At 62.4% G+C, this 10,801-nt stretch carries 12 protein-coding genes and 1 pseudogene; 1 reads left to right on the top strand and 12 read right to left on the bottom strand.

The window, feature by feature from the left end:
• The 8 genes from ACQKOE_RS16375 to ACQKOE_RS16410 form a co-directional block, all read right to left on the bottom strand.
• Nucleotides 1-213: hypothetical protein (locus ACQKOE_RS16375; RefSeq protein WP_427513770.1), on the bottom strand; the 213-nt coding region annotated here is incomplete at its 3' end.
• Nucleotides 214-287: 74 nt separating this feature from the next.
• Nucleotides 288-3,533: a CusA/CzcA family heavy metal efflux RND transporter gene (locus ACQKOE_RS16380; RefSeq protein ID WP_315610377.1), complete on the bottom strand. Its 3,246-nt coding sequence runs from the start codon at nucleotides 3,531-3,533 to the stop codon at nucleotides 288-290.
• A gap of 1 nt (nucleotide 3,534) precedes the next feature.
• Nucleotides 3,535-4,716, bottom strand: coding sequence for an efflux RND transporter periplasmic adaptor subunit (locus ACQKOE_RS16385; RefSeq protein ID WP_315610378.1), 1,182 nt, complete (start codon nucleotides 4,714-4,716; stop codon nucleotides 3,535-3,537).
• 3 nt (nucleotides 4,717-4,719) lie between these two features.
• Nucleotides 4,720-5,940 carry a TolC family protein gene (locus ACQKOE_RS16390; RefSeq protein WP_315610379.1) on the bottom strand — a complete coding sequence of 407 codons (1,221 nt, stop codon included), beginning with the start codon at nucleotides 5,938-5,940 and terminating at the stop codon, nucleotides 4,720-4,722.
• 61 nt (nucleotides 5,941-6,001) lie between these two features.
• A complete protein-coding gene (locus ACQKOE_RS16395) occupies nucleotides 6,002-6,391 on the bottom strand; it encodes a hypothetical protein (RefSeq protein ID WP_427513771.1) in 390 nt (129 codons plus the stop codon).
• A complete protein-coding gene (locus tag ACQKOE_RS16400; protein ID WP_315610381.1) occupies nucleotides 6,388-6,750 on the bottom strand; it encodes a DUF3703 domain-containing protein in 363 nt (120 codons plus the stop codon). Before ACQKOE_RS16400 ends, ACQKOE_RS16395 begins: the two co-directional genes overlap by 4 nt.
• Entirely contained in the window at nucleotides 6,747-7,322 is a 576-nt protein-coding gene (locus tag ACQKOE_RS16405; RefSeq protein WP_315610382.1) for an isoprenylcysteine carboxylmethyltransferase family protein, read from the bottom strand. Before ACQKOE_RS16405 ends, ACQKOE_RS16400 begins: the two co-directional genes overlap by 4 nt.
• Entirely contained in the window at nucleotides 7,319-7,960 is a 642-nt protein-coding gene (locus ACQKOE_RS16410; protein WP_315610383.1) for a cation transporter, read from the bottom strand. Before ACQKOE_RS16410 ends, ACQKOE_RS16405 begins: the two co-directional genes overlap by 4 nt.
• A gap of 69 nt (nucleotides 7,961-8,029) precedes the next feature.
• Between ACQKOE_RS16410 and ACQKOE_RS16415 the strand changes: the two genes are divergently transcribed.
• Nucleotides 8,030-8,443: a helix-turn-helix domain-containing protein gene (locus ACQKOE_RS16415; RefSeq protein WP_315610384.1), complete on the top strand. Its 414-nt coding sequence runs from the start codon at nucleotides 8,030-8,032 to the stop codon at nucleotides 8,441-8,443.
• 230 nt (nucleotides 8,444-8,673) lie between these two features.
• Here the strand turns inward: ACQKOE_RS16415 and ACQKOE_RS16420 are convergent, their stop codons facing one another.
• The 4 genes and pseudogenes from ACQKOE_RS16420 to ACQKOE_RS16435 all read right to left on the bottom strand — a co-directional run.
• Nucleotides 8,674-9,204, bottom strand: a complete 531-nt coding sequence (locus tag ACQKOE_RS16420) for a hypothetical protein (protein ID WP_315610385.1) — start codon at nucleotides 9,202-9,204, stop codon at nucleotides 8,674-8,676.
• A 3-nt stretch (nucleotides 9,205-9,207) separates the two neighbouring features.
• Nucleotides 9,208-9,447: a hypothetical protein gene (locus ACQKOE_RS16425; protein WP_315610386.1), complete on the bottom strand. Its 240-nt coding sequence runs from the start codon at nucleotides 9,445-9,447 to the stop codon at nucleotides 9,208-9,210.
• Nucleotides 9,448-10,302 (bottom strand): DUF305 domain-containing protein, encoded by an 855-nt coding sequence (locus tag ACQKOE_RS16430; RefSeq protein ID WP_315610387.1) that lies wholly within the window; start codon nucleotides 10,300-10,302, stop codon nucleotides 9,448-9,450.
• 143 nt (nucleotides 10,303-10,445) lie between these two features.
• Nucleotides 10,446-10,801, bottom strand: a pseudogene (locus tag ACQKOE_RS16435) (hypothetical protein); the annotation flags it as partial.

Below are 10,801 nucleotides of genomic sequence, written 5' to 3' on the forward strand. Positions count from 1 at the left end.
TCCGCCCCACAAACCGCTCCTAAGTACGCAAATAACTGCGACCTTAAGACCGTCACATAATCCCAACAGCAAGGCGCCGCTCAGCGGAGGCGTACCCTCGGTCACACCAGCTCGCGGCTTCAACAGGGCAACGAGGCGCTCGACACAGGCATCCGCCACATCCGGCAGACCGGGCAGCACGAGCGGAATATCATACTGGGCCCTGGTGGTCATGCCGTGGTTCTCCTTGGCAAGCAGCGAATTGGATTATGGATTGGGGCGGCCAAGTCCTGACCGCCCCAGCAACCTCATTTCTCGGGCAGTTCCCCGCCAAACTGGTCGACGTCGCTGTAATCCCCCGCGATGTGATGCTTGTGCCGACCCTTGAGCAGCAGATGGCTGATCGCGGGCAGGACGAAGAGCGTCAGTATTGTCGAGGTAATGAGGCCGCCGATCACAACAATGGCGAGCGGCTTCTGCACTTCCGCGCCCTTGCCGGTGGCAAGCGCCATAGGCACGAAGCCAAGCGATGCGACGGTAGCGGTCATGATGACGGGGCGCAGCCGTTTCAGCGCGCCTTCCCTTATCGCTTCGGCGACTGGCCTGCCCGCATTTATTATTTCCTTAATTGTAGACATCATCACCAATCCGTTCAGCACCGCGACACCCGATACCGCCATCAGGCCCACTGCCGCCGAAATCGAGAAGTTCTGCCCGGTGATGAAGAGCGCAAGCAACCCACCCGCCAACGCCATCGGAACAGCCGAGAAGATCGCGATTGCTTGCCTGATCCCGCCGAGAGCAAAGGTCAGAATCGCAAAGATCGTGAGCAGGGCCGCGGGGATGATGATTGAGAGTCGCTGGCTGGCGGCTTGCAAATTTTCATACTGCCCACCCCATTCGATTGAACTGCCAGGAGGAAGCTGAACCTGTGCCGCAATCTTCGACTGCGCCTCACTGACGAACGAGCCAAGATCGTTGCCGCGCACATTGGCCTGGACGACAACCCGTCGCTGGCCGTTCTCGCGGCTGATCTGGTTGATGCCTTCGGATAGCGAAAACGTTGCGACAGCGTTGAGTGGCACCGATTGGCCTTCCTGCGGCAACATTATCGGCAAGGCGCCAATTCCATCGAGGTCGTTACGTCCCGCATTGGCCAAGCGCACGACGATATCGAACCTTCGGTCGCCTTCGAATACGATCCCTGCCTTGCGCCCGCCGAGCGCGGCCGCGACGGTGTCGGTCACGTCCTGCAATGTCAGGCCGTAACGCGCAATGGCGTCACGGTCGAACTTGACGTCGAGTTGCGGGAAGCCTTGAGTCTGCTCAACCTTCACGTCCGCCGCGCCGGGGACGGTATTGAGGATCGAAGCGACCTTTGCCCCGAGCGCACCCATTTCCTCCAGATCGTCGCCATAGAGTTTGATCGCGATGTCGCCACGCACGCCCGCGATCAGTTCGTTGAACCGCAGCTCGATCGGTTGGCTGATCTCGAAAGCGCTGCCGACCAGCGGCTTGAGCTTGGCTTCGAGCCGTTCGATCACCTGGTCCTTGGTGTCCACACCGTCGGGCCATTGGTCTTTGGGTTTCAGGATAACGAACGAGTCCGAGATATTGGCGGGCATCGGATCGGTGCCAACCTCCGCCGTGCCGGTCTTCGAATACATGAAGGCAACTTCGGGCAGGCTCGCCACCGCCTTCTCAATCTGCATCTGCAAGGCGAGTGATTGGTTTAGCGAGGTAGAAGGGATTCGAATGCCTTGCAGCGCGACGTCGCCCTCGTCGAGCTGTGGAATGAACTCGCGTCCCAGCATCGTGAAAGCAAGACCTGCCAGCACCAGCGAGGCGGCGCCCGCCCCGATCCATTGCCACGGTCGCGCAATCGCTTTGGCGAGCAGCGGTTCGTATCGCTCCTTGACGAAAGCAACCGCTTTCACTTCTTTCTCCGCAACCTCGCCACGGATGAGCAAGGCGACCATCGCCGGGACGAAAGTAAGAGAAAGAATGAAGGCCCCGGCCAGCGCCAGCATGACCGTGGTTGCCATGGGCGTGAACATCTTGCCTTCGACCCCGGTGAAGGTGAGCAATGGCGCGAAAACAAGGAAAATGATCGCCTGCCCGAAGATCGTCGGGCGCACCATTTCGCGCGACGCCTCGAACACCTCATGCAGCCGCTCGGTAAGGTTCAGAATCCGGCCTTCGTGATGCTGGCGCTCGGCCAGACGTCGCAGACAGTTCTCGATGATGATGATCGAGCCGTCGACAATGAGGCCAAAGTCGAGCGCGCCAAGGCTCATCAGATTGCCCGATGTGCCGGTGGCGTTCATACCCATCGCCATCATCAGGAACGAGAGCGGGATGACCAGCGTCGCGATAATTGCGGCGCGGATGTTGCCCAAAAGCCAGAACAGCACCGCGATGACCAGCAACGCACCTTCGAGCAAATTCTTCTCGACCGTCCAGATCGTCGCGTTGACCAGCTTGGAACGGTCAAGCACGGTCTTGATCTTGATCCCCGGCGGCATCGACTTGGCGATTTGATCGAGCCGCTCGGCAACCGCATTGGCGACGATCCGGCTGTTGCCGCCGGCAATCATCAACGCCGTACCGATCACGACTTCGTTGCCATTTTCGGACGCTGCGCCGGTGCGTAGATCGCCGCCGATGCGGACATTTGCGATGTCGCGCACCGTGACGGGAACGCCGCCGCGCGTCGCAACCGTCGCCTGGCCCACTTCGTCGAGCGTGCGGATGCGGCCATCGGCCTTGACCAGAAACGCCTCGCCGCCGCGTTCGACGAAGTTAGCGCCGACCGAGATATTGGCCTTTTCGAGAGCCTCGGCGAGTTCGGAAAAGGAGATGTGGTAGCTTGCGAGCTTGGCCGGATCGGGCTCGACAACGAACTGTTTTTCATAGCCGCCGATGCTGTCTATCCCGGCAACCCCTTCGACTGAGCGAAGCTGTGGCCGGATCACCCAATCCTGGACGGTCCGCAGATAGGCGAGCTTCGACACCTCGTCGGTCAGCAGCTTGCCGTCGGTGGTCAGATAGCTGCCATCGGGCTGAAAGCCGGGCTTGCCCGCGATCTTGGGGTTCGCCTTGGTGCCAGCGGGTTCGTACTCGACGACATACATCAGCACTTCGCCAAGCCCTGTGGTCACCGGCCCCATTTGCGGCTCAACGCCATCGGGCAGGCTTTCCTTGGCCTGCGTCAGCCGCTCGGCGACCTGCTGGCGCGCAAAATAGAGATCGGTGCGTTCCTCAAATACGACCGTCACCTGGCTGAAACCGTTGCGCGAGATCGAGCGCGAGCTTTCCAGCCCCGGAATCCCTGCCATCGCGGTTTCGATCGGAAAGGTGACGAGCCGCTCCATGTCGAGCGGCCCTAAGGCCGGGGCGACGGTGTTTATCTGTACCTGCTTGTTGGTGATGTCAGGAACGGCGTCGATCGGCAGCTTGAACAGCTGGCTGACACCGAAGGCCGCAACGATGAGCGTGGCGACGACCACGCCCCAGCGGAAGCGGATTGCCGCATCGAGAAGTTTTTCGATCATCTCAATGCTCCGCCTCGCCCTTGCCGAGTTCGGCTTTGAGAAGAAATGCGCCCTTGGTCGCGATCACGGCACCGGGTTTCAGCCCAGCGACGATTTCGACCCGGCCTGCTCTGCGCTGCCCGACGGTGACGTTGGTTGCCTGAAAGCCCATTGGCCTTTTGACGAACACCACATCACGGCCTTCGACCGACTGCACGGCTTCTTCGGGAACACCGATGCTGGCGCTGGGCGAAGCGTTGCGAGGCGTAATGCGCACGCGCAGCCCTTGCCCGGCGGTTAGCTGGCCGAAGCCATCAGGCACGAGCACGATGGTTGCCGCCTTGCTTTCGGGATCGAGGCTCGGCGTCACCGCACGCACGGTCGCGTTGATCGTATCGCCGCCCAACAATTCGATGACCGCGCGGTCGCCCGGTTGGATACGACGGGCATCGGTGGGGAGCACAGAGGCATTGATCTGGATTTTGCGCGGATCGGCGACGCGGAAGAGTTCGGTGCCTGCCGCGACATAGCTGCCGAGTGTCGCATCGACTTTGGTGATCCGCCCGGAAATCAGGCTAGTGACTGCCAGAAAGCGCCCGTCGCCGGTGATCTTGGCTGCGCCCGCCGCCGATTGCGTGCGCCGCGCCTCGGCTTCGGCTTCAGCAAGCGTCGCTTGTGCGGCTTCCAAATCCTGCCTCGAGGTAACGCGGGCATCGAACAGCTTTTTCTCGCGGGCATAGGCGGCGCGGGCGGCAATGAGGCGAGCGGAGGCCGCGCTGCGCTCGGCGGCAATTGAACCGGCATCGCGGCTTTCGAGATAGGCGATAGTCTCGCCCGCGCTCACGCTGTCGCCGAGCTGCTTAACGATGCGGGTGAGCGCCCCGTCGGCGCGTGCGGTCAGCACCGCCTCACCATTGGGCGCTGCGGCAACCACGCCTTGCGCGATGATTTCAGCGCCAAGCGCGCCCGCCTGCGTCGCTTCGGTGACGATACCCGCTGCTTTCGCGCGCGCATCGTCCATCATGACAAAGCCTTTGGGACCGTGGTTTTCTTCCTCGCCATGCTCGCCCTCTTCGGCATCGGCACTGGCGGTGGTCGCGGGCGCGAACACCGTGCGGCCCAGCATCACGCCGCCTCCGCCCAGCACGAGCGCGGCGATCGCGGCACCGGCGATCAATTTTTTCCTGTTTGTCTCTTCGGTCATGGTTCAATCCCTTGCGCGCGCATTGGCGCGGATCAGCGCGGCGAGCGCGCGAGCGCGGTCGAGGCGAGCCTCGATCAGCGCGAGTTTGGCGGTGGTGAGCGCGGCTTGCGCGTCGAGCAGTTCGATCAGGCTAAACTTGCCCGCGCTGTAACCGATACGGGCGAGCCGCACCGCTTCTTCGGCCTGCGCCAACGACGGCCCGGACAAGGCCTCTACCCGCGCATCGGCGGCCCCGAGCAACATCCGGGCATCATGCTGCGCACGGCTGGCATTGAGCCGCGCCTGTGCCAGCGCCGCTTCACCGGCGAGCGCGTCCGACTGCGCGGCTTCGATGCCGCCGCGATTGCGGTTGCGCACCGGGAGCGGGATCGAGAACCCGGCAACGAAGGCAGTTTCACGCCCATCGCTGATGCGGCGGACGCCGCCGCTGGCGGTGATATCGGGAACCGCCTCAGCCTGCGCCACCCGGATGCGCGCCTGCGCGGCATCGCGCTCGGCAGCGGCAAGCTGCTCGTCAAGCGACGGCGTTGCGGGCGGCAAAGCGCCGGGCGCGGCCTCGTCGTAGATCGGCGTGGCGGACAATTCGGGATCGCTGCTGCCGATCAGGTCGGCAAGCAGGCGGCGGGCAGCGAGCAATTCGCCAAAGGCGCGGGCTTCCTCGGCCTGCGCCTCGGCCAGCACCGCCTCGGCACGAAGCTGGCGCAAGGGCGGATCGCGTCCGGCCTCGACCAATAACCGCGCGGTTCGCGCCAGTTCGCGCGCCTGAGCGACATTCTCGCGCGCAAGCACTGCACGGTCTTCGGCGGCGCGCAGTTCGGCATGGGCCACGCGAACGTCGCGTGCCAAATCGGCCTCGGCGGCACGGTAAGACAGATAAGCGAAGTCACGCTCGGACGAAGCGACCGCGACGCGCGCGCTCCGCTTGCCGCCCAGCTCGATCCGTTGGCTCAACGCCAGGGTTGTCTCGGTGCTGCGAAAACCTTGGAATACGCCGGTTCCGGCGAAGTTCTCGACCTCAACGCTGAGTTCGGGATTTGGTGAGGCTCCGGCCTGCCGCGCTCGTGCCTCGGCCGCGTCGGCTTTCGCCTTCCCTTCGGCAACGCGCGGCGATTTTTCCGCCCCTTGGGCGAGCGCCTGTGCCAAGCTCACGGGTTCGGCCAATGCCGCCCCGCTGCTGGCGATAAGCGCGCCCGCCAGCAAGGCGGTACGCAATGACAATCTCATGTGGAAACTCCTGAACGCATGACGGGCGCGCGAGGGAAGTCCCCCCGCGCGGCGGCACGGTTCAGGCTGCGGGCGGCTCCAGCGGCGGAGCCTGGCTGCGAGACAATAGCGGCGAGGTTGCCGACGGACGCACCAACGCGCCCTTGGACAACCCGTTCAGGCTGATGCGCGGCGCATCAAGTTGCAGCGCGACACTGCAATGATGATGGTTGACCGCGTGACAGGGAATATCCTTGTCCGCACCCTGCGAATGCGAATGATCGGCCGCGTCAATTTCGTGAATGTCGAGCATTTCGCCAGCATGGACGGGGCTGTTGCCGCTGGCATGAGCAATCACCGGCATGACGATCATGCCGAAAAACAGCCCGAACAGAACGAGCAGTGAAGTAAAACGACCCCGCATCCGATGCTGCGTAGCAGCATGGCGTGGAAACGGCAAAGATTTCCTCATTGGTCCCGCCGCGCCATCGCGTCGCGCAGATCGTCAGGAATTGCCATCGATTCAAACGCGCTGACGTTGGAGCGTCCGGTATTGCCTATGGGAATGCGCCCTGTGAGCGACCCGAGTGGTGCAAGCGCAAGGCGGATGGCTTGTCCGATGACCTCGCGCCAATCCCGTTGTTCCACTGCGAAGCCGAGCATCGCCCAATGATTGGCAAGGTGCGGCCCCAAATAGGGTTGGGAAATAATGTGCGCGCGTTCAAGGGCGGTCCAGGCAGCGGTGATGTCATTGACAGTTCGGGACGCTGCATACGCTGCCATTTCGACGGCGATCAACCGTTTCGCGTGAACAATTGCCGGGATCGTCATGCCGCCGTTCCAAAACCAACCCAGCGCGGCACCGACGACCGGAACTCGCGGTAGGACTGACCAAAACTCGCTTCGAGGTGCGCCTCCTCGATCCGGACCTGCACCGCGCACGATGCAATGAAAACCGCCACGCCGGACCAGCTCCACCAGGTTCCGGACACCATTGCCGCCGAAAGCCCGACCAGCATCATACCGACGAAGATCGGATTGCGGCTGTAACGAAACAGTCCGTGCGAAATGAACAGCGGCGCATCGCCTTCGCGCACGCCGACGCGCCACGCCCGGCCCATCTGTACCTGCGCGACCATGACAATTGCCGCCCCGACAATCGCGATGATCGCTGCCGTTATCGTCCAGCCAGTGTCGCTCACCGGTGCAAGCACGGCGGCGGCGATCAAGGCCGCCACACTGAATGCGAAGCTGCTCCCCGCGATCCGCTGGACGCCCTTCGCCGAGGCAAATGCCCAGGGCCGGTCGCCCGTCTTGCGCCGGATGGCGATCCCACGAACGAGCGTCGCCGCGACAATCGAAAGCATCGCCAGCAGTGGGATGGAATGAAGCCCGGCGGTCATGCCTGCTTCACCACAATGGGAGCGGACTTCAATTCTGCGATAGCGTGGCGGAACACCTGAAATCCGCCGGTCAGGGCCAACCCCGCCATTATGCTGGCGACGATCAAGTCGGGCCATGCGCTGCCCGTGCCGAACACGCCGAGCGCCGCCAGCATAACCGCGACATTCCCGATCGCGTCATTACGCGAGCAAATCCAGACGGAGCGCATGTTCGCGTCGCCGGTGCGATAGCGATAGAGCATGACAGCGACGCCAGCGTTCGCCGCCAGCGCCAGCGCACCGACCCCGCCCATTGTGGCCGGATCGGGCGAGCTGTTGTTCACGAATGCGAGCACAGCGCTCCCGAACACCCAGCCCGCGAAGCCAAGCATGAACAGCGATTTTATCAGCGCAGCCCGCGCCCGCCACGCCAGCGCAGCGCCGACGACGGCGAGGCTCAGCGCATAGTTGGCCGCGTCGCCCAGGAAGTCGAGCGCGTCGGCCTGGAGCGCGCGGCTGTCCGCCGCCGCGCCCGCGATCATCTCGACCGCGAACATGGCCGCGTTGACGACCAGTGCAACCCAAAGCACCCGCCGCCAGCGCGGGTCAGCCTTGGCCGTTTCGCTTCCGCATGCGCTTTGGCAGCAATCGTCCGACATCCAATATCTTTCTCGACAAATTCCGAGTCGGACACTATCTACACCCTGTAGCAACTACAGGGTCAAGCAATGAAAATCGGCGAGCTTTCCCGTGCCACGGGTACCAACATCGAGACGATACGCTATTATGAACGTATCGGCCTCCTGAAGGCACCTGCGCGCACCTCAGCCAATTACCGCGCCTATGACGACTTGCATCGGACGCGGCTGGCTTTTGTTCGTCACTCGCGCGAGCTTGGCTTCAGCATCGAAGAGGTGCGCTCACTACTTGATCTGGTCGACAACCCCGAGCGTGAGTGCTCACAGGCCGACCAAATCGCCACACGGCATCTGGCCAAAGTCGAAAAAAAGATTGATCAGCTCATCACGCTGCGGGGCGAACTATCGCAAATAATTGGTCGCTGCCGGGGCGGCGTGGCTGCCGATTGTCGTGTAATCGAGTCACTAGCGGATCACACCATGTGCCACAGGGATCACGTATAAACAGCAGATTATCATTTTTCACATGTTATGAAGGTGCATACCGGATCTCATGACTGGCGCCTCGGGTCTTCAGAGCTGGCCGATGCTCCAACTGATCCCGATTGTCTTCAGGAGTGGGTTCACATCCTCGCCCGAACTTGCGCCACGCTGCTTTCTCACCATTGATTTGAAGATAGACATCACGGTGCCGCACCTCACTTGGAATTTGGCATGGCCTGCGCAGTTGAGCCCTAGGCTGTATCGACATTCAGAGGATTCCCAAACGGGATGATGTCTGATTCATGGGTTTCCGCAGTTGCGGAGGCGTCATGGGGATCAAGCGATACGAGTTGAGCGAGGCGCAGTGGCGTCGGATCGAGGCTATGCTTCCGGGCAAGGCGAGCGACCCGGGGCGCACGGCAGCCGATATCCAGATCGATGGTCTCGGCATCCGTCTCGAACCACCGCGGATGTGGCTCGATCCCAACGAACCGCTCCGGAAACAGCTGAATGAAAGAATTCGGCAGGCAGCACTTATGGAACTCGACAGCCGAGCAGAACCGCTCGACCGGATCCCGCCAGAAGGCATAAATAGCCGTCGGCGCGATAGCCTCCCCTGGAAAGTGCGCCTCAGCCAACCTGATCGCTTCCGGCACTGTCGGATGCCGTCCCATCTCCCCAACCAAATCGACACCGATCTGTCCCAGCACAGCCCGCGCAGTCTGCGATCCGTTCTTTGGCACGCCAATGAACAGCGTTTGGCGGTCATGCGAAATGATCATGGGTCAAATCCCGGTCGTGGTGTTGGTGTAGGACCCGGTCACAAAGCTGTAGGACGGTGTGCCCGCGGTCAGAGTGCGGCTCAGCAACGAGAAGCTGCGGAAGGTCAGAGACCAGAAGGTGTTGCCGATGCTGGGTGATGAGGCGCTGTAGGTTACGCCCTGGGTCGAGGCTCCCGCCACTGACCAGATGCCAGTCTTTGATCCATCGATGGGCACTTTGACGATGGCGCCGCACAGATCCATTTAACCGTAGGGCGAGAAGTCCATCATCGTGTAGATGGAGAACACCATCGCCGTTGAGCTAACCGCCAGGACCAGCAGGCTGCCGTCCGGGCTCAGCGCCATCTGGCTGGCATATTCGTTGCCGGAGCCACCAATCGACCGCTGCCACAGCAGGGTGCCGGCGCTGTTGTATTTGGCGATCAACGCGTCGGCATTGCCGGAACCGCCGCTCGATGTTGAATAGCCGGCCACATAGACGTTGCCGGATGCATCGACCGCCGCATTGTACCAGAGTTCCTGGCCGGAGCCGTTGAGGCTGCGCTGCCATTGCAGGGTGCCAGAGGTGTCGAGCTTGGCCAGCCAGCCATAGTAGTTGCTCGAGTAGTAAGCACCGGCAAGGTAGACATTGCCGCTGGCATCGATCCAGCCGCCGTTGATGAAGGGCCCGGAGACATTTCGGGCCCAGATGAGCGCGCCGTCACGGTCCCATTTGAAGACTGCGCTGGCGGCGGAAGCTCGAAAGCGGTGCAGCAGCGACGATCCAGGACATAGCCGATGCCGAGGGCGTCTCGGACCGCTATGTCGGACGAATGTTGCGGCTGGCCTATCTGGCGCCGGCTTTGGCGGCACGGGCTTAGGCTTCGGGGAAGATGCGGACGGTCGCGGCGCAGGCGCCGGGACGCCCGGGCTGGCGTTCGGTTGCGGCGGTACGGACGCGGTCGCCATGGGCTTGCCTGCTAGCATCGCCTCGATCATCGCGACTTCCCTGGTCTGATCGGCTTTGGTTTTCTGTGCTGCGGCGCGCACTTTCGGGTCGGAGCCTTTGGCAATGACGGCATCGGACAGGGCAATTGCGCCGCGATGATGCGCGAGCATCTTGCGCCATGACCGGTGTCGTGATCGCCAGCGCCAATGCCATGGGCATGAGCGCGGTCCCTTGGGCGAACAGGCTTTTCAGTTTTGTTTATGTCAAATTCTCCCGGATTTTTTATCGTTGGTTTTGAAACGTTAGTGAGTGTTCAGGCCTGCCCCTCCACGTGGCGGTTGATGCGGCTGCCGATCAGCAGCGCGAGCAGGGAAATGAGGGCGGCGGCGGCGCACCATGCGCCGGGGATCGCCTTGTCCCCCGTCACGCCGATCAATGCGGTGCTGATGGCGGGCGTGAAGCCACCGAAAATCGCCGTCGCCATGCTATAGGCAAGGCTGAAGCCGACGGTGCGAACATGGCCCGGAATGATTTCGGTCAGATAGACGATGAAGGCCCCATTATAGGTGGCGTAGTGACCGGCCCCCACTGAGTGGTCCGCGTTAATTGTTAGTGCAAGATTGCCTCCGGCGCCATGGGTGACCGCAGGTGGAGCGAAGCGGAACCGGA

It is taken from the genome of Novosphingobium sp. NPDC080210, assembly GCF_050281025.1.
Taxonomy (GTDB): Bacteria; Pseudomonadota; Alphaproteobacteria; order Sphingomonadales; family Sphingomonadaceae; genus Novosphingobium.

Bases quoted from the DNA above. Each gene is read 5' to 3' on its own strand.
- ACQKOE_RS16380 (WP_315610377.1), bottom strand. From the start codon at position 3,533: ATGATCGAAAAACTTCTCGATGCGGCAATCCGCTTCCGCTGGGGCGTG.
- ACQKOE_RS16385 (WP_315610378.1), bottom strand. From the start codon at position 4,716: ATGACCGAAGAGACAAACAGGAAAAAATTGATCGCCGGTGCCGCGATC.
- ACQKOE_RS16390 (WP_315610379.1), bottom strand. From the start codon at position 5,940: ATGAGATTGTCATTGCGTACCGCCTTGCTGGCGGGCGCGCTTATCGCC.
- ACQKOE_RS16395 (WP_427513771.1), bottom strand. From the start codon at position 6,391: ATGAGGAAATCTTTGCCGTTTCCACGCCATGCTGCTACGCAGCATCGG.
- ACQKOE_RS16400 (WP_315610381.1), bottom strand. From the start codon at position 6,750: ATGACGATCCCGGCAATTGTTCACGCGAAACGGTTGATCGCCGTCGAA.
- ACQKOE_RS16405 (WP_315610382.1), bottom strand. From the start codon at position 7,322: ATGACCGCCGGGCTTCATTCCATCCCACTGCTGGCGATGCTTTCGATT.
- ACQKOE_RS16410 (WP_315610383.1), bottom strand. From the start codon at position 7,960: ATGTCGGACGATTGCTGCCAAAGCGCATGCGGAAGCGAAACGGCCAAG.
- ACQKOE_RS16415 (WP_315610384.1), top strand. From the start codon at position 8,030: ATGAAAATCGGCGAGCTTTCCCGTGCCACGGGTACCAACATCGAGACG.
- ACQKOE_RS16420 (WP_315610385.1), bottom strand. From the start codon at position 9,204: ATGATCATTTCGCATGACCGCCAAACGCTGTTCATTGGCGTGCCAAAG.
- ACQKOE_RS16425 (WP_315610386.1), bottom strand. From the start codon at position 9,447: ATGGATCTGTGCGGCGCCATCGTCAAAGTGCCCATCGATGGATCAAAG.
- ACQKOE_RS16430 (WP_315610387.1), bottom strand. From the start codon at position 10,302: ATGCTCGCGCATCATCGCGGCGCAATTGCCCTGTCCGATGCCGTCATT.